This window comes from Gottfriedia acidiceleris (assembly GCF_004138285.1).
In the GTDB taxonomy this organism is placed as follows: domain Bacteria; phylum Bacillota; class Bacilli; order Bacillales; family Bacillaceae_G; genus Gottfriedia; species Gottfriedia acidiceleris_A.
Window position 1 is genome coordinate 590,292 of the sequence record NZ_SCFN01000001.1, and the last position, 24,857, is coordinate 615,148.

At 32.0% G+C, this 24,857-nt stretch carries 25 protein-coding genes and 3 tRNA genes; 19 read left to right on the plus strand and 9 right to left on the minus strand.

Annotated elements, in window-relative coordinates; genetic code table 11:
• Window positions 1-215: 215 nt before the first annotated feature.
• Window positions 216-1,523, plus strand: coding sequence for a DEAD/DEAH box helicase (locus EP747_RS02715; protein WP_129688417.1), 1,308 nt, complete (start codon window positions 216-218; stop codon window positions 1,521-1,523).
• Window positions 1,524-1,645: 122 nt separating this feature from the next.
• Window positions 1,646-2,539: a deoxyribonuclease IV gene (locus EP747_RS02720; RefSeq protein WP_129688418.1), complete on the plus strand. Its 894-nt coding sequence runs from the start codon at window positions 1,646-1,648 to the stop codon at window positions 2,537-2,539.
• 470 nt (window positions 2,540-3,009) lie between these two features.
• On the opposite strand, the gene EP747_RS02725 is transcribed toward EP747_RS02720, so the two are convergent.
• The 3 genes from EP747_RS02725 to EP747_RS02735 form a co-directional block, all read right to left on the minus strand.
• Window positions 3,010-3,309, minus strand: coding sequence for a hypothetical protein (locus EP747_RS02725; RefSeq protein ID WP_129688419.1), 300 nt, complete (start codon window positions 3,307-3,309; stop codon window positions 3,010-3,012).
• 118 nt (window positions 3,310-3,427) lie between these two features.
• Complete coding sequence (locus tag EP747_RS02730; protein ID WP_097974270.1) at window positions 3,428-3,679, minus strand: DUF2624 family protein; 252 nt, start codon at window positions 3,677-3,679, stop codon at window positions 3,428-3,430.
• 282 nt (window positions 3,680-3,961) lie between these two features.
• Entirely contained in the window at window positions 3,962-4,831 is an 870-nt protein-coding gene (locus tag EP747_RS02735) for a YitT family protein (protein ID WP_069034159.1), read from the minus strand.
• Between the two features lie 266 nt (window positions 4,832-5,097).
• On the opposite strand from EP747_RS02735, the gene EP747_RS02740 reads away from it, so the two are divergent.
• The 5 genes from EP747_RS02740 to EP747_RS02760 all read left to right on the plus strand — a co-directional run bounded on the left by EP747_RS02740 (window position 5,098) and on the right by EP747_RS02760 (window position 8,443).
• Complete coding sequence (locus EP747_RS02740) at window positions 5,098-5,874, plus strand: metal ABC transporter ATP-binding protein (RefSeq protein WP_129688420.1); 777 nt, start codon at window positions 5,098-5,100, stop codon at window positions 5,872-5,874.
• Window positions 5,871-6,707: a metal ABC transporter permease gene (locus tag EP747_RS02745; protein WP_129688421.1), complete on the plus strand. Its 837-nt coding sequence runs from the start codon at window positions 5,871-5,873 to the stop codon at window positions 6,705-6,707. Before EP747_RS02740 ends, EP747_RS02745 begins: the two co-directional genes overlap by 4 nt.
• 7 nt (window positions 6,708-6,714) lie before the next feature.
• Window positions 6,715-7,125 carry a Fur family transcriptional regulator gene (locus tag EP747_RS02750; RefSeq protein ID WP_129688422.1) on the plus strand — a complete coding sequence of 137 codons (411 nt, stop codon included), beginning with the start codon at window positions 6,715-6,717 and terminating at the stop codon, window positions 7,123-7,125.
• A 166-nt stretch (window positions 7,126-7,291) separates the two neighbouring features.
• On the plus strand, window positions 7,292-7,456 hold the full coding sequence (locus tag EP747_RS02755) for a DUF4083 family protein (protein ID WP_129688423.1): 165 nt from the start codon (window positions 7,292-7,294) through the stop codon (window positions 7,454-7,456).
• A gap of 204 nt (window positions 7,457-7,660) precedes the next feature.
• The gene (locus EP747_RS02760) at window positions 7,661-8,443 is read left to right on the plus strand and encodes an SDR family NAD(P)-dependent oxidoreductase (protein WP_129688424.1); all 783 of its coding nucleotides are present in this window, start codon (window positions 7,661-7,663) and stop codon (window positions 8,441-8,443) included.
• A 166-nt stretch (window positions 8,444-8,609) separates the two neighbouring features.
• On the opposite strand, the gene EP747_RS02765 is transcribed toward EP747_RS02760, so the two are convergent.
• Window positions 8,610-9,041 carry a VOC family protein gene (locus EP747_RS02765; protein ID WP_129688425.1) on the minus strand — a complete coding sequence of 144 codons (432 nt, stop codon included), beginning with the start codon at window positions 9,039-9,041 and terminating at the stop codon, window positions 8,610-8,612.
• A gap of 300 nt (window positions 9,042-9,341) precedes the next feature.
• Here EP747_RS02765 and EP747_RS02770 point away from each other — a divergent pair, with 300 nt between their 5' ends.
• The gene (locus EP747_RS02770) at window positions 9,342-9,797 is read left to right on the plus strand and encodes a hypothetical protein (RefSeq protein WP_129688426.1); all 456 of its coding nucleotides are present in this window, start codon (window positions 9,342-9,344) and stop codon (window positions 9,795-9,797) included.
• Between the two features lie 273 nt (window positions 9,798-10,070).
• Complete coding sequence (locus tag EP747_RS02775) at window positions 10,071-11,681, plus strand: M20/M25/M40 family metallo-hydrolase (protein ID WP_129688427.1); 1,611 nt, start codon at window positions 10,071-10,073, stop codon at window positions 11,679-11,681.
• Window positions 11,682-11,723: 42 nt separating this feature from the next.
• Here EP747_RS02775 and EP747_RS25050 read toward each other — a convergent pair whose 3' ends face one another.
• Together EP747_RS25050 and EP747_RS02780 are read right to left on the minus strand one after the other, a co-directional pair.
• Entirely contained in the window at window positions 11,724-11,855 is a 132-nt protein-coding gene (locus EP747_RS25050; RefSeq protein ID WP_268895566.1) for a hypothetical protein, read from the minus strand.
• Window positions 11,856-11,965: 110 nt separating this feature from the next.
• Window positions 11,966-12,730, minus strand: coding sequence for an arylamine N-acetyltransferase family protein (locus tag EP747_RS02780; RefSeq protein WP_165346804.1), 765 nt, complete (start codon window positions 12,728-12,730; stop codon window positions 11,966-11,968).
• Window positions 12,731-13,173: 443 nt separating this feature from the next.
• On the opposite strand from EP747_RS02780, the gene EP747_RS02785 reads away from it, so the two are divergent.
• The 4 genes from EP747_RS02785 to EP747_RS02800 all read left to right on the plus strand — a co-directional run bounded on the left by EP747_RS02785 (window position 13,174) and on the right by EP747_RS02800 (window position 17,137).
• Entirely contained in the window at window positions 13,174-14,226 is a 1,053-nt protein-coding gene (locus EP747_RS02785; RefSeq protein ID WP_129688429.1) for a sulfate ABC transporter substrate-binding protein, read from the plus strand.
• Between the two features lie 105 nt (window positions 14,227-14,331).
• A complete protein-coding gene (cysT, locus tag EP747_RS02790) occupies window positions 14,332-15,162 on the plus strand; it encodes a sulfate ABC transporter permease subunit CysT (protein ID WP_129688430.1) in 831 nt (276 codons plus the stop codon).
• A gap of 2 nt (window positions 15,163-15,164) precedes the next feature.
• The gene (cysW, locus tag EP747_RS02795; RefSeq protein ID WP_129688431.1) at window positions 15,165-16,046 is read left to right on the plus strand and encodes a sulfate ABC transporter permease subunit CysW; all 882 of its coding nucleotides are present in this window, start codon (window positions 15,165-15,167) and stop codon (window positions 16,044-16,046) included.
• Between the two features lie 11 nt (window positions 16,047-16,057).
• The gene (locus EP747_RS02800; RefSeq protein WP_129688432.1) at window positions 16,058-17,137 is read left to right on the plus strand and encodes a sulfate/molybdate ABC transporter ATP-binding protein; all 1,080 of its coding nucleotides are present in this window, start codon (window positions 16,058-16,060) and stop codon (window positions 17,135-17,137) included.
• A 59-nt stretch (window positions 17,138-17,196) separates the two neighbouring features.
• Here the strand turns inward: EP747_RS02800 and ispG are convergent, their stop codons facing one another.
• The 3 genes from ispG to EP747_RS02815 form a co-directional block, all read right to left on the minus strand.
• On the minus strand, window positions 17,197-18,297 hold the full coding sequence (gene ispG, locus EP747_RS02805) for a flavodoxin-dependent (E)-4-hydroxy-3-methylbut-2-enyl-diphosphate synthase (RefSeq protein ID WP_098233313.1): 1,101 nt from the start codon (window positions 18,295-18,297) through the stop codon (window positions 17,197-17,199).
• A gap of 117 nt (window positions 18,298-18,414) precedes the next feature.
• A complete protein-coding gene (locus EP747_RS02810; RefSeq protein ID WP_129688433.1) occupies window positions 18,415-18,747 on the minus strand; it encodes a hypothetical protein in 333 nt (110 codons plus the stop codon).
• A gap of 117 nt (window positions 18,748-18,864) precedes the next feature.
• Entirely contained in the window at window positions 18,865-19,623 is a 759-nt protein-coding gene (locus EP747_RS02815; RefSeq protein ID WP_129688434.1) for a DUF1189 domain-containing protein, read from the minus strand.
• 315 nt (window positions 19,624-19,938) lie between these two features.
• Here EP747_RS02815 and EP747_RS02820 point away from each other — a divergent pair.
• The 6 genes from EP747_RS02820 (at window position 19,939) to EP747_RS02845 (ending at window position 24,654) form a co-directional block, all read left to right on the plus strand.
• A tRNA-Asn gene (locus EP747_RS02820) sits at window positions 19,939-20,013 on the plus strand.
• 12 nt (window positions 20,014-20,025) lie between these two features.
• Window positions 20,026-20,102: transfer RNA gene (locus EP747_RS02825), tRNA-Met, on the plus strand.
• Window positions 20,103-20,114: 12 nt separating this feature from the next.
• Window positions 20,115-20,204, plus strand: a tRNA-Ser gene (locus EP747_RS02830).
• Window positions 20,205-20,441: 237 nt separating this feature from the next.
• Entirely contained in the window at window positions 20,442-21,050 is a 609-nt protein-coding gene (locus EP747_RS02835) for a superoxide dismutase (protein ID WP_129688435.1), read from the plus strand.
• Between the two features lie 116 nt (window positions 21,051-21,166).
• Complete coding sequence (locus EP747_RS02840) at window positions 21,167-22,384, plus strand: MFS transporter (RefSeq protein ID WP_129688436.1); 1,218 nt, start codon at window positions 21,167-21,169, stop codon at window positions 22,382-22,384.
• Window positions 22,385-22,485: 101 nt separating this feature from the next.
• Window positions 22,486-24,654, plus strand: coding sequence for a peptidoglycan D,D-transpeptidase FtsI family protein (locus EP747_RS02845; RefSeq protein WP_129688437.1), 2,169 nt, complete (start codon window positions 22,486-22,488; stop codon window positions 24,652-24,654).
• Window positions 24,655-24,857: the final 203 nt, after the last annotated feature.

Here is a 24,857-nt window from a genome sequence, read left to right on the forward strand (position 1 = left end):
CCTTTCAAAAATGCTCTTTATTACTTAGGCTATGCACATAATTTGAAATGGTTAGTATAGGACAGAATAAAAATTAAAATGCTACTAAAGAAGAAAGAAAAATTAGAATTAGCTTTATTGGGCAAATCTATTGTATAATAAATAATTGTAGCTATTTTGTACGAGGAGATAGATTCCTCATTTCATAGAAAGTTTAAATTAAGAAGGTGAGTTATATGGCAATTTCATTTAAAAATTTTCAATTAAAACCATTTATTTTGGAAGCGATAGAGAAGAAACACTTTACAGAACCAACAGAAATTCAACAAAAGATAATACCTCAAGTTAAAACTGGACGTAGTGTAATCGGTCAATCGCAAACAGGGTCAGGAAAGACTCATGCATACCTAATTCCGACAATTAATACATTAGATCCATCTGTAGATCAAGTGCAATTAGTAATAACTGCTCCAACTCGTGAATTAGCAACTCAAATTTATAATGATGTTCAAGCGATCATTGAATGTTGTCCAGAAGATGAGCAATTAACTGCAAAAAACTTCGTTGGAGGAACCGACTACAAACGTACTGTTGAAAAACTAAAGAAACAGCCACATATCGTAATCGGAACTACTGGACGTATTAAAGATTTAGTAAATGATAATGTATTATTAGTTCATACTACGAAGTATTTAGTAGTGGATGAAGCGGATTTAATGTTAGATATGGGATTTATCCATGATGTGGACCAAGTTGCATCAAAAATGCCTAAGAAACTACAAATGCTTGTTTTTTCAGCGACAATTCCTGAGAAACTTAAACCGTTTTTGAAAAAGTATATGGAAAATCCTGAACATATTCATATTAATCCACAACAACTTTCAGCTCAGAAAATTGAACATATTATTGTTCCAAGCCGCCATAAGGACAAAGTTAAAATGGCTAAAGATATTTTATTAAGTTTTCAGCCATATTTAGCAATAGTCTTTACAAATACGAAGAAAAAGGCTGAAGAAGTTGCGAGTCAATTATCATCATATGGCTTAAAAGTTGGTCAAATTCATGGAGATTTAAGTCCTCGTGAACGTAAAAAAATGATGAAGCAAATTCAAGATTTAGAGTTCCAATATATTGTTGCTACTGACTTAGCTTCCCGAGGCATCGATATTGAAGGGGTAAGTCATGTAATAAATATTGAACTACCAGCAGATTTAGATTTTTATGTCCACCGTGTAGGTCGTACAGGGCGTGCAAACTTCTCTGGAACTGCCATCACAATTTATGATCAAGAAGATGAACAAGCATTAGACAAACTTCAAGATCGTGGAATTACATTTGAGCATCGTGAACTAAAAAAAGGTGAATGGGTTGATTTAGGACCTCGCTCAAAACGTAAGCTACGTAAAAAAACTGATCGAAATTTAGATGCAGTTGCTGGTAAAGCTATTAAAAAGCCATCTAAAGTTAAACCTGGCTATAAACGTAAACTGAATGAACAAAGAGAATCATTTAAAAATAAAGTGAAAAGAAAAACGAGTAGATAGTTTGAAAAAAGAAAGGAAGAATATTCCTTTCTTTTTCTTTTATAACCAGGCGAACCATTTAACCATGATTGATTTTCATGTTAAAATGGTAAGTATGATTAATTAAGGTAGGAGCTGAAAGAATGTTACGAATTGGATCTCATGTTTCAATGAGCGGTAAGAAGATGTTTTTAGCCGCAAGTGAAGAAGCTGCAAGCTATGGTGCTAATACATTTATGGTATATACAGGTGCGCCTCAAAATACACGTCGTAAAGCAATTGAAGATTTAAATATTGAAGCAGGTTTAAAACATATGGCTGAAAATGGAATTGCTGATATAGTAGTCCATGCACCATATATTATCAATATTGGAAATACTACAAATCCAGCTACCTATGAATTAGGTGTTGAATTTTTACAAAAAGAAATAGACCGTACAGCAGCATTAGGAGCAAAGCAAATCGTATTACATCCAGGTGCTCACGTAGGCGCTGGTGAAGATGCTGGTATCGACAGAATTATTCAAGGTTTAAATGAAGTATTAACAGCTGAAACGCCAGTACAAATTGCGCTTGAAACCATGGCTGGAAAAGGTTCAGAATGTGGTAAATCATTCGAAGAAATAGCGAGAATTATGGAAGGTGTACACTACAACGATAAATTATCAATTTGTTTTGATACATGTCATATTAATGACGCTGGATATGATATCGTTAATGACTTTGATGGTGTCTTACAGCAATTCGATCACTTAATTGGGATCGATAAAATAAAAGTACTTCATATTAACGATAGTAAGAATCCAATGGGAAGTCGAAAAGACCGACATGAGAACATTGGCTTTGGGTCGATTGGATTTAAAGCATTAAACTATATTGTTCATCATCCACAACTAATGGACATCCCTAAAATTTTAGAAACTCCATATGTTGGTGAAGATAAAAACAACAAGGTTCCACCGTATAAATTAGAAATTGAAATGTTACGCAATCAAGAATTCAATGAAAACCTAATTCAAGATTTATTGAAAGCATAATTCAATGAAACCAGTTCAATTTAAATAATGGGCTGGTTTTCTTTACTTTCTTATTCGATCGTTCGAACTTTATCTTCGCTCTTGATGAAATTGGAAAAAAAATGGACTGCAAATAAAATCTGTAAATCGCAATTAAAATAGGTAAAACTGCAATTAAAATTAGAGAATCGTAAATAAATTTATCAAAACTGCAATTAAATTCCAAAGAATCGCAAATAATGTCCAAAATTACTCATACCCCTTAAAGTATTACGACTTAAAAATCTGATAAAAGTAGATACTTTCAAATGAAAAACTAGCAAATATGCTCTTATTCTTACTAAATTGAATAAAAAACTGTTAATTATTTTTAAATTATCAGTTACAAATAATAAGCGCTGTAGAGGTACTCCCCTACTAGCGGTTAGTAATAAAAAAAGGCACCCATAAGTCAGTTAATCCGACTTATGAGACAGCCCCATTCGATCTTCTTATAATTCTATTTCTACAACCTTCTTTAACTTACTATCCAAATATGAAGCAATTATCTTTCCGTCCTTAATTCTTTTCACAGTGACAACATTACTAACTAATTCGTGATCATGTTCGTCTAAATGCATTAATTTAATATAGACCACATGTGCCTTGTCACGTTCGATTAAACTACTAGCGATATTAAGAGCTAAGTTATGGCTTAAATCATCCATATGAAACATGTGTTTGAATTTCACTTCGTCATCTGTTTCTTTGTCTAAATAAATAATTTCATAATGTAGCTCATGCAAATCCATATTAATCCCTCTCATTTCGTTTTAGAATAGTTAGGTGATTCTTTGTATGAGCATTATATGATTTGTGAAATGAGTAGAGTTATAAATTAAAGCTTTTTAATGAACATTTTAACCAAGCTTAAGTTAGCTTTTGAAAAATAATATCAACTTGTTGTGCAGTGGCTTTAGAGGTAACATTTGCAATTTGGGAAAGAATTTGTTTTTTATGTTCAGCGTCATAAATATTGTAATTTTTCCCGTTTAATATTGCAGCCACTTTATTGGCTTGATCTGGAGTAATATACACTTGATATTGTTGGCTTAATTTTAATAAATCCTTTGGTGTTATACTATTAACTTTTTTATTTATGAGAGTTTGGATAATATTCATTCTGAACCTCCTCTTAGGTGAAATATTACATCAATAAATTTTATGAGAGGTTGTTATAAATAATGAGCACAGGACACTAAACACAATTAATTTTTCAAAAATAATGTAAAACAGTGGGAGGGAGCGTTAGAAAACTGTGACATTTCTATGCTTTCACGTGGAGATTCAGAACCAACATTTGAATGATGAAAATCTAAAAGCGAATTAAATTAATAACTCAATTAAACTATTAAAATAGAAAAGCTTGAATTCATGATAGAATTCAAGCTTAATTGTTTACTATTAATGGATTGCTTTCTTCTTAAACTTTCCACCTTTAACATCAGCTATATTTCCGATTGCTACAAAGGCATTTTCGTCATAGTCTTCAACAATCGATTTTAATTTTGCTTCTTCAAGTCTTGAAATGACTGTAAAGATGATTTTTTTATCTTCACCCATAAAGCCACCTTCGCCATGAAAATATGTAACTCCTCGACCTAATCGGGCATTTAAAGCATCGCCGATTTCTTTATCATTATCACTAATGATCCAAACAGATTTAGTATCCTGGAATCCTTCAATTGTTAAATCAATTGTTTTAAATGCTACATAATAGGCAATTAATGAATACATAGCATTATCCCATCCGAATACAAATCCTGCACTACCAAGAATAAATACATTAAATGCCATAACAACCTCACCAATTGAAAAAGGTGATGATTTTGTTAAAAGTATTCCTATAATTTCAGTCCCATCAAGTGAGCCACCATTACGAATTACTAAGCCTACGCCAATTCCTAAACCTAATCCACCAAATAATGCAGCTAGTAAAGGGTCATTAGTTAAATGAGGAATGTCCTTAAAAAGAGAGGTAAATACTGATAGTACAGTGATACCAAATAAAGTTGAGATAGCGAATGTTTTACCGATTTGCTTATAACCTACTATTACAAAAGGTAAGTTTAACAAGAATAGAAAAATACCGAGATTAATCGAAGTAATATGGGAGAGGATCAAAGAGATACCTACGATTCCACCATCAATGATATCAGTTGGAATAAAGAATGCTTTTAAGCAAGCTGCCATCAAAGCAGCTCCTAATGTAATAAAAAACCCCCGTCTAATAATCTTAAAGTTTGAAAGCTTACGATGTGTAATTGCGTTCAAAAAACCACCTCTTTATCTATATTTATATATTAATTGTAACACATTGTATTTTTCGTCACAAAGTGATAAGACTCATTTATTAAAAATACATTAAAGATTTTTTCGGAAAATTAAGGGATTTAAAGTTTTGATAAACCATGAAATTAATTAAAAACGAATATATATTTTGCCGAGTTTTCTTTGTTTACAAATAAGAAGTATTCTCTTATACTAAGAACTTGAAGTAAAACGTAATTATTCCTAAATAGATGAAGGTGTTTTAATAAATGAGTCAAAATATCATAAAAATTGAAGATTTGTCTTATAGCTATGAACGTCAAAAGGTATTATCAGACATTAATCTTCTAGTAAAAAAAGGAGACTTTTTAGGTCTAGTTGGTCCAAACGGTAGTGGCAAATCAACTTTACTAAAATGTATATTAGGTATCCAACAACCAGATGAAGGAAAAATAGAGATATTCGGTACAGATATTCGAAAAATGAAAAGTTGGGATAAGATTGGTTATGTATCTCAAAAAGCGAATAGTTTTAATTCTGGATTTCCGGCATCAGTTTTTGAGGTAGTTTCATTAGGTCTTGTATCTAAAATTGGATTGTTTAACGGTTTTAAAAATTCGGATAAACAAAAAGTCGCTGAAGCCTTAAAATCAGTTGGAATGTATGAATTTGCAAATCGTAATATCGGCGAACTTTCAGGTGGACAACAACAGCGTGTCTTTATTGCACGAGCACTTGTAAGTAATCCCGAACTATTAATACTCGATGAACCAACCGTTGGGGTAGATGCTGAAAATGTAGAAAGCTTTTATCAATTACTTAGCGATTTAAATACTAAGCTTGGTATTACTTTATTATTAGTTTCGCATGACATAGGCATTATTACTGATAAAGTATCACATGTTGCATGTTTAAATAAAAGACTACACTTCCATGGTAGTCGAGATAAGTTTAAAGATGCTACTGAGAAGGATTTGTCTCTGCTATATGGACATTCTGTGCATGTACTATCTCACAATCACGAGAATGGAGGAGATAGAATATGATGGATTTTTTTCATTATGATTTTCTGAGAAATACATTAATCACTGGTATGATTATTGGAGTTATGGCTCCATTATTAGGTGTATTTGTTGTATTTAGGAGATTATCACTTATTTCTGATGCATTGAGTCACGTGACATTATCAGGAGTTGCAGCAAGTCTTTTACTAGAAAAGTTTTTCTTTACATCTGGCTTTATTAGCCCTTTATTTATGGGGATGACATTTTCAGTTGCAGGAGCATTTTTAATTGAAAAATTAAGAAGTGTTTATAAACATTATCAAGAGTTAGCCATTCCAATTATTCTTTCAGGAGGAATGGGATTAGGTGTCATTTTAATTTCATTAGCTAATGGATTTAATACAGATCTATTTAGTTATTTATTCGGTAGTGTTAGTGCCGTGTCACAAGAAGATTTAATTACTGTCATAATTATAGCTGTTTTTGTAGTAATATCTATCATAGTACTTTATAAAGAATTGTTCCTATTATCATTTGATGAAGAATATGCAGTTGCTTCAGGTATTAATGCAAAATGGATTCATTATTTGTTTATCTTATTAGTTGCTTTAGTAGTATCAATTTCTATGAGAGTTGTAGGCGTTTTATTAGTATCTTCTCTAATGACTTTACCAGTAGCAGCGAGTATACGAATTTCGAAGGGGTTTAAGCAAACAATTTTCTTTTCAATTATTTTCGGAGAGTTTTCAGTTGTTGCAGGTATTTTGCTTTCTTATAATTTAAATCTCGCGCCTGGTGGTACGATTGTGATCCTGCAAATCCTTATTCTTATTTTTACTTTAAGTTTGAAGAAATTAAGAACAAGTCAAAGGTAGTGATTAAATGAAATTAGCAGATGCATCAAAATTATTAAAAGAAAGAGGCTTCAAAAATACGCCTAAACGATATGATATGCTTGAGTATATTTTTAGGCAAAATAAATATGTAACTGCAAGAGATATTCAACAAGCATTAAAAGATAAATACAAAGGACTTAGCTTCGATACGATCTATCGTAATTTAACTACATTTATTGAAGTAGATGTAGTGGAAGTTACAGAACTAGATGGTGAAAAACGTTTTCGATCGAAGTGTTCTTCTTCAGAGCATCATCATCATTTTATTTGTTTAGATTGTGGTAATACAAAAAGTATTTATCGATGCCCTATGGACAATTTATCTGTTGATTTACCTGGCTATACAGTACAAAGTCATAAATTTGAAATATACGGTCTTTGTCCAGAATGTAGTTGAATTCTATCCACTTTTAGAGAGTACAAATGGTACTCTCTATTTTTGTTTTAGGAATAAGTAATCTAATATTTTAGAATATATTACATAATTTTCCAATTTCGTTTATACTGTAATTAGAAGTGAGCAATTATTTTAATACACTTAAAAAACAAAGGAGTATAAAAATATGGCTATAGGAGATTTAATCTTTCAATTGATTGTATTTTTAATACCAGTTGCTATTATTATTTTGGTTGTATTTATTTTTCGATCTATTAGGAAAAATAGGCTTCAAATGCAGAGACTTGAGGCAAAGCTTGATAAAATAAACGAAAACTTAATAAAAGATTAGTAGACTCTCAAGTTGAAATAGAAACTTGATAAATAAGCTAAGTATGCTTGCTTATTTCAACATTCTTAAAGGCAATATATTATTGTCTTTTTTTCTTTTATAAGGTATAGTAAATTTCATCATATAAGTTTAAATGTTTAAACGTATAATCATAATTGGAATTAAATGATAAAAAATATAAGTGGGAAGAGTAGGGAGAAAAAAATGAAGTCAAATGAGACCGTATTAATTACAGGCGCATCTGGAGGAATTGGTAAAGAATTAGCTATTTTATTTGCAAAGGATGGATTCGATTTAGTTTTAGTAGCAAGATCGATCGATAATTTAATGAAAGTAAAAAGTGAAATTGAATCGAAGTCGAAAGTAAAGATTCATCTATTTTCAAAGGATTTATCGAAGGAAGAGGAAATAGTTTCTTTACAAAAGGAATTAAATGCCAAAAATATTCAAGTTGATTATTTAGTGAATAATGCTGGGTTTGGATTATTTGGGGAGTTTGTAACTACAAATTTAGACGAAGAGTTAAACATGATTGATTTAAATATACGTACAGTTACACATCTTACAAAACTGTTTTTAAAAGGGATGATTGAACGAAATAAAGGTGGAGTAATGAATATTGCATCTACAGCAGCATTTCAACCTGGGCCTTTAATGGCAGTTTATTATGCTACAAAGTCTTATGTTCTTTCTTTTACTGAAGCACTTTCGAATGAAATGAAAGGAACAAATGTTAAAGTAACAGCTGTTTGTCCTGGTGCAACAGAAACGAATTTTGGAAAACGTGCCAATATGCATGAATCAAATTTATTCCAAAGTGGAGTAGGGAATGTAAAAGATGTTGCTAAAGTAGCATATAGGGGATTTAGAGATGGAAAGACAATTGTGATTCCTGGAATGACGAATAAAATACTAGCAAATTCTGTTCGATTCATGCCAAGAAAATTAGTTACCAACGTTGTAAGGTATATTCAAAGAAGAATATAATTTATCAAAACGACTCAGTCATATTTGACTGAGTCGTTTTTTAGTTGCTTAATTATGTATGAATTTCTAACTAAGAATTTGAATTTTTTGGAATATGGAAGTTTAGAACTATGTAAAATTAAACAAGCAATGTATTCACGAATAGTTGTTGAATTAATAAATGAAATTATTGCTGCCCGGCAGGGTGTGTAAATACTTGAAATAATACGCCAAATTTGTCGACTACTTTACCATAACATGGGCTAAATCCAGTATCTTGTAATGGTAACTCTACTTCGCCGCCATCTGAGAGGCCTTCAAAAAATCGTTTTGAAATTTCAATTTCATTTGTAGAAATACAAATTGTTACTTGGTTTCCACTTTGGAACGGGTAACCAGGATAAGTATCTGAAAGCATTAATACTGATTCTCCGATTTGGATCGTTGCGTGCATGATTAAATTCTTAGCATCTGACGGTATCTTTCCTTCTGAATCGCCTTCAACTTCTCCATAAGTTTGACTAAATAATACCTTTGCATCAAGGGCTTTTTCATAAAAATTAATTGCTTCTTGAGCATTTCCATCCATGATTAAATAAGGGATTAATTCTAATGACATGTCCACTTCACTCCTTGTTTAAAAATTAATTTTGTTAAGTTGAAAGAAATATGACTTAAATATTCTGAACGCTTGTCTATCCATTATCATATTCTATTCTTTCCATATCTAAATTATAAAATAAAGAACATATGTTTGCAATGTCGACTACTTTAAATTTTTTCGACATAAAACGGGAACTTTTGTTCTTTTTTGAATTGTTATTTTATCCGTTTAATAGAGGGGAATTCCCTCAATTGTTGAATAGTATGCATTAGGGCAAGATGTTTAATAAACTTATAGCCTAGGAGGCTGAGTGGTTTGCAGGAGCTCAAAAAATATAGAAGAAATGTCTTCTTATTATTATTTGTTATATTTATTTCATTTATAGGACATTTTGCTAAGCCGTTGCCAATTGTTAGTAGAAGAATCTTAGAAGGGATTTTTTGGTTTTCCCTAATTAGTTGTTTTGGAATTATTACAAACGGAGTAATAAAGTTTAGCCAAAAAATCGGTAAGTTAGCATACTTTTTTGTTTTAGGTAGTTTAATTAGTGCGATTTTTGCATTTACAATCGAAACATTAAATACAATAAAGGTTTTATCATTTTATATTTATTATATTTGCCTTTTTGCGAGCTTAATTACTGGTGTAATAGCAATTATAAAAGAAGAAAAAGGGCTAGCAAAATTATCGGGATTTATATTGATGTTCTTATTTGGATTAATCTTTGTGTGTACTTTTATTGTGTGGAATATAAATGGTGCTCAATATTAAGCGTCAGACTGTCTGGCAAGCCCTTTAAATCAGTCTGCGATCAAGTTTTAAGGAATAATTTGACTATAGACTGTTTCTATTTTCATTTAGTATATTAATAAGCCAATTTTTCCATCTAGAATTAGATGGTTTTTTATTTTTTACCACCGTTTCTACTATTTAAAAAAGGTATTAAGTTATATTTCTAGAATAGGTGAGATATTGATCGAATTACCCATTTTTACAATTAGAGATATTGAAACTTAAACTACAGAATGATTATGGGGGACAAATATGAATAAGATGTTATGGAATTCACCTGAAAACTTGAAAACATTACTTACAGAGCTAGTAAGCTGGAAAAGTATAACGCTAACAGAAGGAGAACGGCAATTTCCAATTAATTTATTTAACAAGCTATCTGCTTTACAATATTTTAAAGACTTACCACATCAACTTAAGTTACATGATTCAGATAAAGGTCGGAAATTTTTAACTGCATTGTATAAACGGCCAGATGTAAAAGATACGATTTGTCTTATAAGTCATTTTGATACGGTAAATACAGAAGAATATGGTGAGCTTGAACATTTGTCTACAAAAACAGAGGATTTAACAAATGCTTTTCATAAACGGCTAAATGAATTATCAAAAGAAGTTCAAAGTGATTTAAATTCAGGTGAATATTTATTTGGTCGTGGTTCGATGGATATGAAAATGGGACTTGCGATGCATATGAGTATAATTGAGAAAGCTAGTATTGAGGAATGGCCAATTAATCTTTTATTATTAACCGTCCCTGATGAAGAGGTAAATTCGGCTGGAATGCGTGACGCAATCTCAACACTTGTAAATCTTCAGGAAGAATATGATTTAAATTATAAATTATTTTTAAATGGTGAGCCCGTATTTTCACAAGAACCAGGAGATCCAAAGTATTATATTTACTCTGGTACAATCGGTAAAATAATGCCAGCCTCATTATTTTATGGTAAAGAAACTCATGCTGGAGAACCATTAAGTGGCATAACATCTCCATATATTGCATCTTTTTTAACTAGAAAAATGGAGTGGAATGACGAGTTTCAAGAGATTGATTTTGGTGAGAAGACTCCGTTACCTGTTACATTACAGCAGAAGGACTTGAGATTAGAGTATTCAACTCAAACACCTTTTCGTTCATGTGCGCTATACAATGTGTTTTTAATGAAAAGAAATGCTTCTGAAGTTTTTAATTTATTCGAAAAAATAGCTCACGAATCTGCTGAAGAATGTAGTTTTGAATATGAAAATATTTGTAAAAAACATAACGTAAATCCAGTTGGAAAAGTAAAAGTTATCCAATATACAGACTTGCAGCAATATGCTATCAGGAAGCTCGGTGAGGATTATGTATTGAACCTTAAAAAAGAAATTCATTCGCACAGTGAGTGGGATGATCGTGAGAAGTCATTTAGAATTGCAGACAATTTGATGATTGAATGTCAGGAGCTTGCACCTGCTATTATCATTTTATTTGCACCACCTTACTATCCAGCAATAAATTCTACTGGAGATGATTTAGTGGAGCAGTGTATTAAATTTTCATCTGATCTTGCTAGTAACCAGTTTAATTTACCCGTAAAACGTATTCACTATTTTAATGGAATAAGTGACTTAAGTTATGTTAATTACAGTGATTCGCCTAGCGGATGGAAAGCATTCGAGTTGAACACACCAGTATGGGGAGACAGTTATACTTTACCTTTTAGTTTAATGGAAAAATTAAATGCCCCTGTTTTAAATATCGGACCGTTCGGAAAAGATGCTCATAAGTTAACTGAGAGGTTACATATGAGAAATGCATTTGAAGAAGTGCCTTATATAGTAGAAGAAGTGATTCATATGATTAGTAAAATAAAATGAGAAAAATAAAACCTTCTAATATTAATTAGAAGGTTTATTTTTTTAGTATTCTATTTCTTCAATATCCTTTGGCTGAGGAAGAGGTTGGTTATTTTTTTTGCTTTGAGTTATATTATTTATTTCGTCTTCTCTTCTTTCTCTTATAATGCTGTTTTGCTTTTCGCGATTTTTCAAATTATTTGCTCCCTTCACTTCGATTACAGTTAATTTGTGCAAAATTAACTAATTTATTAGAAGTTTGAGGAGTAAAGTGGGGAAAATTGTTCAGGGAATGGGCAAATCGTTTAACCTTTTATTTCTGCTTTTTGATTAAATAGATTATTAAAAATTGATTGCCACTCATCTTGATTTTTTATTTCAGTTATACAGATTCTATGATTTTTGGTTACTTTTAATTGGTGATCTGATAATGAAATTCTTCCCTCTTTCGTTAATAAGTTGACGATTTTATATTGGGTGAAAATTGTTTCATTACTAGTTTGGAAGTAGTTAAATTGTTCTTCGAATTGTTGGAGCTGTTTTGGAATAATTGAAATGAGTAGTAAAACCTTCCAAGTTCCATTGAATTTTTGAAGTATGAAATTCGAATCGTCTTGTTCGATTATTCGATAGGATCCATTTGGATCTGAGTATTCATAATGGTCATGAAGCAAGAGTGGTTCTAAAAAACCGCCACCAATTCCTACGTCTGCGAGGTAGTTTTGATCTTCAATTTTTACTAATATAGATAAATGTGAGAATTCGGGATTCCAACACTGTTTTTCTTCATTCCAAAATTTAGTTGAAATAAATGATACATTAAAACCCAATTCCTGTAAGACTGAAAAAAGTAATGAATTCGTTTCAAAACAAATCCCACCCCGCTTACCTGTAGCTATTTTTTTCATAATTTCAGAAGGATTCATTGAGAGCGGTATTTGAGAAATAATATCGATATTTTCAAATGGTATTGAAAGTAAATGGTGCTTATGAATTTGTTTTAATGAGGAATATGAAATTGTTTGGGTTTTATTTAAACGGATGTGTTTAAAATATGACTCGATTAGCATGAAATCCTCCATAAAATTTAATGTAAATAGTAAATATAATGAGTATACAATGAGGATTGTATAAAAAGTAAATAATAAGAGAAATAATTTGAAATTTTCCAAAATCATAGTTGACACATAGGAATAGTGTGTTTATTATTAAGCTTATATAAAAAAATCAATATGGCTGATTGGAAGACCAAAGGCCCTTAACTATTTTCAATAGTTAAGGGTCTTTTTGCACTTTAAAAGGATAAATTGGCATCAATGATGAGTACTCAACACGTAGCTGTCAATTTTAGGAGTAAAGTATAAGTGCAACTACGTCTCTGCCTTCACCTAAAAGGCTAGGCAAACGACGAGTTTTCTTTATATTTGTGCCTTAAAGGGGAGATTTTAATGTGTTGAAGTGTAGAGATGGGTACAAATAAAAATCGGAAAATTGAAATTGAGAGGGGCAGATCATTGTGGGGGCAAAGAAATGGATTATTAGCTCGGTAGTTGTTGTATTAGCAGTTTCGGGTGTATTGTATGCGACTTTGAAAGACGATAAATCTGAGGCTACTAATACTGAAGCAGCAAATAAAAAAGTGGAATTGTTAAATGTTTCTTATGATCCAACTCGTGAGTTATATGAAAATTATAATAAAGCTTTTAGTAAATATTGGGAAAAAGAGCATAACCAAACTGTAACAATTAAACAGTCTCATGGTGGCTCTGGAAAACAAGCTAGAGCAGTAATCGACGGTTTAGATGCTGATGTAGTTACACTAGCTCTTGGATATGATATTGACTCGATCAATGAAAAGGCACAACTAATATCCCCTAATTGGCAAAAAGAATTTGAATACAATTCAACTCCTTATACATCAACAATTGTTTTTTTAGTAAGGAAAGGAAATCCGAAAAATATTAAGGATTGGGATGATTTAACGAAAAAAGGAGTTCAAGTAATTACTCCAAATCCAAAAACTTCGGGTGGTGCAAGGTGGAATTATTTAGCTGCTTGGGGGTATGCAGACAAAAAATATAATGGTGATGAGAAAAAAGTAAAAGCGTTTATGAAGAAATTATATAAAAACGTTCCAGTATTAGATACTGGCGCACGTGGTTCAACAACTACATTTGTTGAAAAAGGAATAGGAGATGTATTAATAGCATGGGAAAATGAAGCATTACTGTCTGTGAAGGAATTAGGTGAGGGGAAATATAAAATTGTTTATCCTTCGATCAGTATTCTAGCTGAGCCACCTGTTGCGGTTGTTGATAAAAATGTGAAGGAAAAGAAAACTGAAGAAGTGGCAAAGGCCTACTTATCTTATCTTTATAGCAAAGAAGGTCAAAAGATCATTGCAGAAAATTATTATCGTCCGAGAGATCAAGAGATTCTCGCTAAATATAGTAAACAATATCCTAGCCTGCCATTGTTAACAATTGATAAAGATTTCGGAGGATGGGGTAAAGCTCAATCGAAGCATTTTGATGACGGCGGAGTTTTCGACCAAATTTATCAATAATCACGTAATTGGAAAATAAGGAGGACATTGGACTTTATTGGGCGTTTTAGAGCTTAAGCCAAGTCTTCTTTATTTGATTTTTATTTTAAGGAGGATTGACAGAATTTGTTTAAGAAGCGAAAAAGAATCCTACCTGGATTTGGATTAACGTTTGGATTTTCAATATTATATATAAGTTTTTTTATTTTTCTTCCGGTATCGATGCTGTTCTTACATTCTTTCGATATAGGTTGGTCAAAATTTATTAAAATTGTTAGTGAACATAGAGTATTAATGTCTTATAAAGTAAGTTTTGGAACTGCCTTTATTGCTGCGATAATTAATGCTGTTTTTGGTTTATTAGTAGCTTGGGTGCTTGTACGTTATCGATTCCCTGGAAAACGAATTGTAGATGCATTCATTGATTTACCATTTGCATTACCGACTGCAGTTGCAGGTATTACTTTAACAACATTGTATTCTTCTGATGGTTGGGTTGGAAGATTTTTCTCCTTCAAAATTGCTTATACACCACTCGGGATTATTATAGCTCTTACATTTATCGGGTTACCATTTGTAGTTAGAATGGTTCAACCTGTTCTTGAAAATTTTCAAAAAGATGTTGAGGAAGCAGCTGCCAGTCTAGGTGCAAACCGTTTTCAAATTTTTTGGAAGGTAATTTTTCCAGGGATTTTACCAGCATTATTGACTGGATTTTCTTTAGCATTCGCAAGATCATTAGGTGAGTATGGGTCTGTCGTGTTTATTTCTGGAAATATGCCAATGAAAACTGAAATTACTCCCTTGTTAATTATGACAAAATTGGAGCAATATGATTACTCGGGTGCAACCGCACTTGCAGTTGTGTTATTAGTAACTTCTTTCTTACTCTTATTGATCATTAGTATTTTTCAAAGATACGCAAATCGTGCTTTTGTTCAAGGGGGGAAGGGGTAAGAATGGAAAGAGAATTTAAGATTGAAAGAAAAATAGAAGTGAATGCTAGTACTGAGAAAAGAGCAAAATTACGCGTCAATACTGTTCCAATCATCTTAATCAGTATTGTCATACTCTTTTTAGCGCTATTTTTATTTCTTCCATTAGTTTCAATTTTTATAAAGGCTTTACAAGATGGGTTTGGAGTTTATAAAGAAACGATTGTAAACGAAGAGACATTAGCCGCGATTAAATTGACGTTTTTAGTAACGATTATTACATTACCGCTTAATGCGATTTTTGGTGTTTCAATTGCATGGGCTACAACGAAATTTAATTTTAAAGGAAAAAATATATTAGTAACTTTAATTGAACTACCTTTTGCAGTGTCGCCAGTTGTAGCAGGATTTTTGTTTGTTCTATTATTTAGTCCGAATAATGGGATTTTTGGTGGTTGGTTAAAGGAACATAATTTGAAAGTCATTTTTTCAACCCCAGGAATTGTTTTAGCAACAATTTTTGTCACATTGCCTTTTGTAGCGAAAGAATTAATTGCGGTTATGCAGGCAACAGGGAGTGCTGAAGAAGAAGCTGCACTAACTTTAGGTGCGAACGGTTGGCATATTTTTTGGAAGGTGACACTTCCGAAAATTAAATGGGGACTATTGTATGGCGTTATATTATGCAATGCAAGAGCCGTTGGAGAATTTGGAGCTGTTTCAGTTGTATCTGGACATATTCGCGGAGAAACAATTACAATGCCACTTCATATTGAAAATTTATATAATGAGTACCAATTTCCACAAGCATATACAGTTGCGTCACTTATGTCCATTTTTGCGATTCTGACATTAGTTATTAAAAATATAATTGAATGGAAAGTTCTAAAGGAAGAGAAACAATAGGAGAGGATTGTATGTCAATTAAAGTTTCAAATGTAATAAAAAGTTATGAAAATGAAACTGCCTTAAAAGGAATTGATTTAAATATAAAAAAAGGGGAATTAGTTGCTTTATTAGGTCCATCTGGGTCGGGTAAAACAACATTGTTGCGAATAATTGCTGGTTTAGAAAATCCAGATTTGGGTGAAATATTTTTTGAAGATCAGGATGTAGCAAATGTGCAGGTAAAGGAAAGAAATGTAGGATTTGTATTCCAGCATTATGCCTTATTTCAGCACATGACTGTTTTTGAAAATATTGCATTTGGTTTAAAAGTTAGACCAAGGGCTACACGGCCTTTAAAAAGAAAAATTAATGAAAAAGTCATGGAATTACTATCATTAGTAAAATTGGAAAGCTTTGCTAATCGGTTTCCTTCTCAATTATCTGGTGGACAAAGACAACGTGTTGCATTAGCTAGAGCATTAGCTGTTGAACCAAGTGTATTATTATTAGATGAACCATTTGGGGCATTAGATGCAAAAGTTCGAAAAGATTTAAGAAGATGGTTACGTAAACTCCATGATGAAATTCATATTACTAGTATATTTGTAACACATGATCAAGAGGAAGCACTAGAAGTTGCAGATCGAGTTGTCATTATGAATGGCGGGACGATTGAACAAATCGGAACACCTGAAGAAGTTTACCATACGCCAGCAAGTCCGTTTGTTTATGATTTTCTTGGCAAAGTAAATTTATTTCATGGAAGGATAAATAAGGGAAGCTTAATAAGTGGAGGATTAGAAATCCCATTACCAGAATTTGAACAAGAACATAAAGAACATAAAGAGGTTACGGGTTATGTTCGTCCTCATCAAATCACAATCGAAAAATTTGAAACAAATCAGACTTCGATCAGTGCAATCGTAACCCATATTCATGCTGTAGGACCTATAGTATATGTAGAAGTCCTTCGGGAGGATACAAATGATTATGTTGAAATCGAGCTCATGAACGAATTATTCTACGAACTAAATATTCAACTTGGAGAAAGGGTGTTTGTCCGTCCTAATGAATTGAAGGTATTTATTCCTCAGGATTATTCGATATGACAAGATAGGAAAAGAATAAAAAAGGTTAAGGAGCAGTGTCCTTAACCTTTTTGTTATTATTAACCTTTTGCTGCTTCTAGTTCAGCTAGTTTTTCTTTTGCAATGATGTCGATTTCGCGTTTTAGTTCTTCAACCATTGTTGCTTCTGGTACTTTACGCACGATTTCTCCGTGACGGAATAGTAATCCTTCACCACGAGCTCCAGCAATACCGATGTCTGCTTCGCGTGCTTCACCAGGACCGTTTACTGCACATCCAAGTACGGCAACTTTAATTGGTACTTTTAAAGTTGAAATGTACTCTTCAACATCATTCGCAATACTAATTAAGTCAATTTCGATTCGACCACATGTAGGGCAAGAAATTAATGTCGCAGCATTTGAAGATAAACCGAAAGATTTAAGTAATTCTCTTGCAACTTTTACTTCTTCAACTGGATCTGCGCTTAATGAAATACGCATTGTATTTCCGATCCCTTTACTAATGATTGCACCTAAACCAGCGGCACTCTTAACTGTACCAGCAAACAAAGTACCTGATTCAGTAATACCTAAATGTAAAGGATAATTGAATGCTTTTGAAGCTTTTTCATACGCCTCTATTGCTAGGTTTACATCTGATGCTTTCATCGAAACGATGATGTCATGGAAATCTAAATCTTCAAGAATTTTAATATGATGCAATGCACTTTCAACCATTCCATCAGCAGTTGGGTAACCATATTTCTCTAAGATTCGTTTTTCTAATGAACCAGCATTAACACCGATACGAATAGGAATTCCTTTAGCTTTAGCAGCATTTACTACTGCTTCAACTTTTTCTTTACGACCGATATTACCTGGATTAATTCTTATTTTATCTACTCCGCCTTCAATTGCTTTTAAGGCTAATTTATAATCAAAGTGTATATCTGCAACAAGTGGTATGTTAATTTGTTTTTTTATATCAGCGATTGCATTTGCAGCTCTTTCGTCTGGTACTGCAACTCGAACAATCTGACATCCAGCTTCTTCAAGTCGTTTAATTTCTGCAACTGTTGCTTCAACATCGTGTGTTTTTGTTGTTGTCATACTTTGGATTGAAATTTCATTTGCTCCACCAACAACTACATTACCTACTTTAACTGCACGTGTTTTACTTCTATGTGTAATTTCGTTCACGAGTAACTCGCTCCTTCAAATATAACTTTATTTCTATTTTGTATAAATCTACATTATCATATTTTCTTCATGATTACTCATTTTATCAACTGGTTCTAAAGAAATATATCACAAATTTTATTTTTGTGAAGAGTAAATAGGGAATTTATATGATTTTCCACTTTGAATTTTAGTAGGTGAAAGTCCATTGTTTAATGCACTAAAATCTTTTGTAATTTGGCTAATTGGCTGGTTAAAATCAGGGTTAAGATCTTCGATAATTCCTAAAACAGTGTCACCATTTTTAACTTGAATTTTTTCATATTTTGGAAGTGAGGTTGATTTTATTTCTGATTTTGTTGCTTTTGCCACTGTAGCGATATGTTTAGTTGGGATCGTCCCAACTTGTAGGTCAAAGAATATTATATATGCAAGCAATAAAGAACCAAGTAAAAAAGCTATTTTTTTCATTAATAATCACTCCTTTTGTAGACTATATGCTTGTCCACAACGAATATTCCTACTAGGAGCTTGGACTAATAAATATTTAAGCAAAAAAAAGAAGTGTGAAACACACTTCAGTAAACATTATTTTTTAGAAGGTAAATTTTTAATTGTTAATGTATACATAACAATTGTTATTAAAATAAAAATTAAAGTTTGGAATGGAATATTTATTTTCAATAATCCTAGCAATAAATAGATAACAGTAGGTAATGTTAAGCTATACGAAACCATTGCAAAGCGTTGTCTAAAAGGTAGGTGCTTAGTCGACTTAAATAAAGCTGTTAAAAACGCTAATATTGTAGCAATTATAAATATGAAGATACTGTAACCTAAATAAAATAAGAAAAATAACGCGATTAAGACTACTGGTAGAGCTTCTTTTATATTTTCAATAAATTTCGAAACATCCGCTTTATTTATTTCTCTAGATATTAATGAAGGGTAAGGGTAATCTTGCTCGCCTTTATCATTTTTAATGACTAATCTATTTTTTAATACAACAAATGCATACTGTTCATTTTTTAATTTTGTAGGTATAACTGTTTTATTTGGATAAAAAGCATATTTATATTCACCAATATTTCGTTCGAATGGCGTATTGTCGTTTATTGTTAAAGCTCCTTTGTTTAAAGAAATTGACTGAATATTATCTTTTAGCAAATCAGAAACATTGTTCACCTGAAGCCTCACATCTTTTACTAATGAAAAGAAACCCGGAAGAGTATATAAAATTGCTAGTAGGAAAAGAAAAAAGATTGTTTTACCGATTTTTTGGAGTCTATATCTTGATATTGTTTTTGGAGAGTATAAACTAAACCAAAATTGTTTAAATATATTCATAAACTCATCCTTTCTTATATAATGTTATTTCACTTCCCGAAATTTATTATGTAACTTTCGGGCTATTTTGTATATTATAATCTTTTTTTGGAAATTGAATATTAAACTTTAATTAAAATGATAAGAGTAGGTTAGGAAGTGATAGTCAATAGTTTAAGGAAAGAATTTGAGTTTTGCCTTAAAACTCGAAAAAACAATTTATTTTCACTGAAAAATAGTTATAAAAAATTAAAAATCAAAAAAATAATAAAAAGTGTTGACGTTTAATTTGAAACATGATAAATTAAATATTGTCTTAAGGACAACAAAAATTATTCCGCAGTAGCTCAGTGGTAGAGCACTCGGCTGTTAACCGAGTGGTCGTAGGTTCGAACCCTACCTGCGGAGCCATTTAAATAATTTGGCGGTGTAGCTCAGCTGGCTAGAGCGTACGGTTCATACCCGTGAGGTCGTGGGTTCGACTCCCTCCGCCGCTACCAATATTTTATTATGGAGTAATACCCAAGTCCGGCTGAAGGGATCGGTCTTGAAAACCGACAGGGGTGTAACAGCCCGCGGGGGTTCGAATCCCTCTTACTCCTTAATTAGTGAAAAAGTCTTCAACTAAAATGTTGAAGACTTTTTTCGTTTTGGAGTATTGGTATTAATTTTTTTATGAAACACTACCCCTAAATACATTGACCCTAATCAAAATTTTTCTTCCAAAAATTAATCTTTTTTACTTTCTTTCCCTTTTGTGAGCATTACTATTGAAATCTTTCGGTTTATTTGATAACTTTAAATTGAAATTCACTATTATCTTTGGGAGGAAATTAAAAATGTCAAAATTTGAATTACCACAATTACCTTATGCTTATGATGCATTAGAGCCACACTTTGATAAAGAAACAATGAATATTCACCACACTCGTCACCACAATACATATATAACAAACTTAAACGCTGCTTTAGAAGGTAAAGAAGTAGCTGCTTCTTCAATTGAAGAATTAATTTCAAACTTAGATGCACTACCAGAAGGTATCCGTACAGCTGTACGTAACAATGGTGGTGGACATGCTAACCATAGCTTATTCTGGACTTTATTAACTCCAGAAGGCACTGGCACTCCAGTTGGTGAAGTTGCTGAAGCAATTAACGCTAAATTCGGTAGCTTAGATGAGTTAAAAGCTGCTTTCACTCAAGCTGCATTAACTCGTTTCGGTTCTGGTTGGGCTTGGTTAGTAGTAAACAATGGTGAGTTAGAAGTGACTAGCACAGCTAACCAAGATTCACCTTTAATGGAAGGCAAAACGCCTATCTTAGGTTTAGATGTATGGGAGCATGCTTACTACTTAAACTACCAAAACAAACGCCCTGACTACGTTGGTGCATTCTGGAATGTAGTAAACTGGGAAAAAGTAGAAGAATTATACCAAGCTGCTAAATAATTTATAAAAAATGAACACTACTTAATTTATTTAAGTAGTGTTTTTTTTTATGTTTAAAAAAGGATAAATTTTCATTTACTCGGAAAACTAGTTCATGAGACAAAGGAGAGTTTATTATGAGTAAGTGGAAATTTTTATTAGGTGACGTTGATTTAAATAAAGACTTAATTCTTTTACTGAGTGTTGGTGGATTGTTTACTTTTGCGACAGCTTTATCAAGCACATTTGTTAATGTTTATTTGTGGAAGCAATCAAATAATTATTTACCAATTGCTTCATACCAATTTTCGATCGCATTTTTTCAAGCTCTTACATTCGTAATAGCAGGTAGATTAGCTAAAACAATTGATCGAGTTGTCATTTTAAGAGCGGGTATTTCTTTTTTGGCAATATTCTACATAGTCGTTTTACTATTTGAAACGAAGACATTATTAGCAACAATTTTGATAGGAGCGATTTTAGGAATTGGGAATGGCTGTTACTATTTAGCGTTTAATTTATTAACGTTCGAAGTTACTGAACCTGAAACTAGACAATTTTTTAATGGTTTTTTAGGGCTAATTAATTCGTTCACGGGAATGCTTGGCCCATTCATAGCTGGAGCGATTATTTCTTCAATGATCGGAAATAAAGGTTATCATTTTGTGTTTCTAGCTGCAGTTATTTTATTCATATGTGCAGTGGTCTTAAGTTGTTTCTTAATTAGACGGGAACTTGATAGTGAGTTCAATATTAAGCGCGTCATTCAAGAAAGAAAATTAAATGAAAATTGGAAAAGAGTAACATATGCTAATTTCTTTCAGGGGATTCGTGAAGGGATTTTTATGTTTGTTATTTCAATTTATATTTTCTTATCTACAGGAAGTGAATTTGCATTAGGGAAATACGGATTAATTACATCGTTAATTAGCTTTATTACCTATTATATTGTTACAAGGATTATAAAAGAAAACATTAGGATGAAAGCTATTTTTATTGGCGGTTTTCTACTATTCTGCGCTGTTTTTGTAATCGCTTTTAAAGTTTCGTTTCCTTTATTAATAATTTACGGTGCAATAATTTCTTTGGCATATCCAATCATTTTAGTACCTTACTTATCTTTAACATATGATATAATAGGAAAATCGTATAAGGCCAGGGAATATAGAGTGGAATATATTGTAATACGTGAAGTGTATTTAAATAGCGGTAGAATGTTTTCTATTGCAGTTTTCATCGTATGTACATCGATATTCCAGCCAGAACAAGTTATTCCATTTTTAATGTGTTTATTTGGTGCAGGACACTTTTTGGTCTATCTCGTAATGAGGAAATTAGAATATAAGCATGCTTAAGTATTGTCACTAAATTGTCAAAAACTTAACAGTGATTCCTTTTCCAAATCATTAAAATATTAATATGTAGAATTAGTAATTGTAAAAAAAGAGGAGAAAAAATGAATAAGCCTAAGAAATATAAAATCACATTACCAACGCGACTGAATACACTATTTTTTCTTGTGTTTGTCTTATTTTCTTTTTTAATTCTAAGATTAGGTGTCGTACAAATTGTTAAAGGTGAAGACTATAAATTAGAATTAGAGCGTACAGAAAATATGACAGTCGATCAAGCTGTACCAAGGGGAAAAATTATAGATCGTAACGGAAAGGTTGTTGTAGATAATACGCCTTTACGTACAATTACGTACACAAGAAAAAAAGGGACAACTTCAGGTGAGTTATTAACAATGGCTAAAAAGTTAAAAAGTTATCTTAAGATGCCAACTAATAAAATAACTGAACGAGATAAAAAAGATTATTGGTTATTAACAAATCCTAAAGATGCAAAAAAACTAGTATCAAAAGAAGAGAATAAAACACTAAAAGCCCAAAATAAAGATGATGACCCTGCTTACAATAAAGCTTACTATAATTTACAGCTTGATAAAATTACAGCAGATAATATCAATTCACTAAGTGCAAATGATTTACAGATACTTGCAATTTACAAGCAAATGAGTGCTGGTTATGCACTAACTCCACAAACAATTAAAAGTGAGGGAGTTACTGAAAAAGAATATGCAACTGTTAGTGAACATTTGGACGAGCTTCCAGGTGTAGATGTAACGACAAATTGGGAAAGAAAATACGTTTATGATGATACGTTCCGAACAATTTTAGGTAATATTACTTCTGAAAAAGAAGGATTACCTGCTCAGAATGTAGATTATTATTTAGCGCGTGGTTATGACCGTAATGATCGTGTAGGAAAAAGTTATATAGAAAAGCAATATGAAGATGTTTTACGTGGTACAAAAGGTAAAGCACAAAATGTTATTGATTCAAATGGAAATGTTGTTGATACGAAAGTGATTACAGAAGGGGAACCTGGAAGTGATTTAGTACTATCAATTGATATTGAACTTCAAGGTAAAGTTGATGAAATAGTAAAAAGAGAGCTTTTAAAAGCTAAAGCAACGTCAAATGGTCGATATTTGGATCGTGCATTTGTTACGATGATTAACCCGAATACGGGAGAAATTTTAGCAATGTCTGGTAAGCAAATTGTTAAAGACAAAAAGACAGGAAAAAATAAAGTTGTAGATTACGCAACAGGAAACCTTACTTCATCTTATGAGATGGGTTCAACTGTAAAAGGTGCAACTCTTTTAACTGGTTATCAAACAGGGGCAATTACTCCAGGGCAAAAGCAATTCGATACACCGATTAAAATTGCGGGTACACCAGTAAAAGCGTCATATAAAAACTTCGGATGGATTAATGATTTAGATGCGCTAAAGTATTCATCAAACGTTTATATGTTCAGAACGGCTATGGCTATTGGACATGCACATTACGTAGAGAATAGGCCTTTAGATATCGACGTAAAAGCGTTTGATACATTCCGAAATAGTTTCAGTCAATTCGGTCTAGGTGTTAAAACGGGAATTGATTTACCGAATGAAGCAATTGGATTTAAAGGTGTAGACAAAAGCCCAGGTTTCCTACTAGATATGGCGATTGGGCAATATGATACTTATACGCCACTTCAATTAGCTCAATATGTATCTACAATCGCAAATGGAGGTTACAGAATTCAACCACATGTTGCGAAAGAATTGAGACAACCTTCAATCGGTGAAGATAATGGTGTCATTAGACAAGAAATTAAGCCTAAAATATTAAATCGAATTGATATGAAACAATCATACATCGATCATGTTAAACAAGGTTTTATCAAAGTATATAATGAGACTGGTGGTACTGCTCGCAAATACTTCTTAGGAGTAGACTATAAAATAGCCGGTAAAACAGGTACAGCCCAATCTGTATACGACGGACCAGATCGTAAAAAATACAATGGGCCACAAAAAACTTATAATGAAACATTGATGGGATATGCTCCTTATGACAATCCTGAAGTTGCCTTTGTAGTAGTAGTTCCTTGGTTACAAACTGACCAAGCGCCAGTAAATAAATACATTGGCCGGGATATTATGGATGAATACTTCAAATTGAAAAAAGACAGACAAACAATTTATAATGACGAACCAAAAGACATTTTAGATAACCAAGACAATCAAAATAGTCAAGATAATCAAGATACTCAAAATAAAAATCAATAAGTAGAGAAGGGGTTAAACCCTTCTCTTTTTTTTATTTGGAAAACTCCTTTTTAACACCATTCCTTCACCTTCTAAACTTATTTACATAATCTTTACATTCGGTTAAAACAGGTTTAATAGTTTGAGAATATGATTATTCATGTAAGTATTACTGAATTTTAACGATTATAAATTTTATCTATTGTTTAGTTAATATTTTATAT